Below are 1,319 nucleotides of genomic sequence, written 5' to 3'. Positions count from 1 at the left end.
ATTGAAGTTCCACCCTGGGCTTGGACAGCGGGTGTTTATGCCGCGGGAGTGAGGTCTTGCGTCGCCAGAGCTCTGGTCTCGAGTGGGGTGACGTAGCCGTACTCGGGGTGCTTGCGCAGGCGGGTGCGGTTGTACTCGACCTCGATGAAACGGAAGACGTCGGCTCGGGCGGCTTCGTGGGACTCCCAGACCGTGGTGCCGATCTCTGCTTTCAGCAGACCGAAAAAGCTTTCGGCAGCGGCGTTATCGTAACATGACCCGGTTCGTCCCATGCTCTGCGTCAGGCCCAACTCCTGTACCAGAGAGCGGTATTCACGTGAGGTGTACTCCGAACCGCGGTCCGAGTGCGTGATGCAGCCCTCCTTCAGTCCGCCGCGGGCGGCGGCCATCCGCAGAGCATCGACGACGAGCTCGGCCCGGTGGTGGTCGGCCATCGCGTACCCGATCACCTCGCGTGTGGCCAGGTCAATGACCGTCGCGAGATACCACCAGCCGGCCAAGGTTGGCAGGTAGGTGATGTCGGACACAAGCTTCGTGCCAGGCTCGGCGGCGGTGAAGTCGCGGCCGACCAGGTCCGGCGACGGCGCCGTCTTGGTGTCGGCCTTCGTCAGACTGCGACGCCGACGTCGCGTCATCCCGCGGATGCCGCGTTCTCGCATGATCCGTTCGACCTTCTTCCGGTTGACCGGCCTGCCCCCGCGCCGCAGGACCGCGGTCACCCGCGGGGCACCGTAAGCGCCACGGGATTCGGTGTGGATTTGCCGGATCTCCCCGGCGAGCTCGTCTTCGGCCTCCTGCCGAACCTGGGCAGCCTCCCGGCCCGCAAGGTAGGCGTAGTAGGCCGAGCGGCCCACCTTCAGCACCCGGCACAGCAGCGACACGCTGTACCCGCCGGGATTGGCCTCACTCGCCCTCTCCACGTCGATGAACCGGTAGCGCGCGGCTACTTCGTCTTCTGCTGCGCGAAGAAGGCCGTGGCTTTTCCCAGCACCTCGATCGTCTGCTCCTGCTCGCGGACCTTGCGCCGCAGCCTCGCGAGCTCCTCACGCTCCGCCGTCGTGAGCGCACCAGCCGGTCCCTCACCCCGGTCGGTCTTCGCCTGCTTCACCCAGCCCCGCAGGCCCTCCGGACTCACGCCGAGATCCCGGGCGACCTCGGTCACCGTCTTGTCCGAGGACAGCGCCAGCGCGACCGCGTCCCGCTTGAACTCGGCCGTGTACCGCTTGCTCGTATTGCTCTTCTTGCTCACTACCTGGAACTGCTTCCTCCGGGACCTGTCGTCCCAGTATCAGGCTGTCCAGGCCGAGGGTGGAACTTCA

Annotated in this window: 1 protein-coding gene and 1 pseudogene; both read right to left on the bottom strand. The window is 66.4% G+C overall.

Annotated elements, in window-relative coordinates; translation table 11 throughout:
• Positions 1–35 precede the first annotated feature (35 nt).
• Positions 36–929, bottom strand: a pseudogene (locus tag IEZ15_RS43970) (IS3 family transposase); the annotation flags it as partial.
• A gap of 14 nt (positions 930–943) precedes the next feature.
• On the bottom strand, positions 944–1,249 hold the full coding sequence (locus IEZ15_RS43965) for a transposase (RefSeq protein WP_189282516.1): 306 nt from the start codon (positions 1,247–1,249) through the stop codon (positions 944–946).
• Positions 1,250–1,319: the final 70 nt, after the last annotated feature.

The organism is Streptomyces atratus (assembly GCF_014648655.1).
Classification (GTDB): Bacteria; Actinomycetota; Actinomycetes; order Streptomycetales; family Streptomycetaceae; genus Streptomyces; species Streptomyces atratus.
This window is presented reverse-complemented; position numbering and strand designations above follow the sequence as displayed.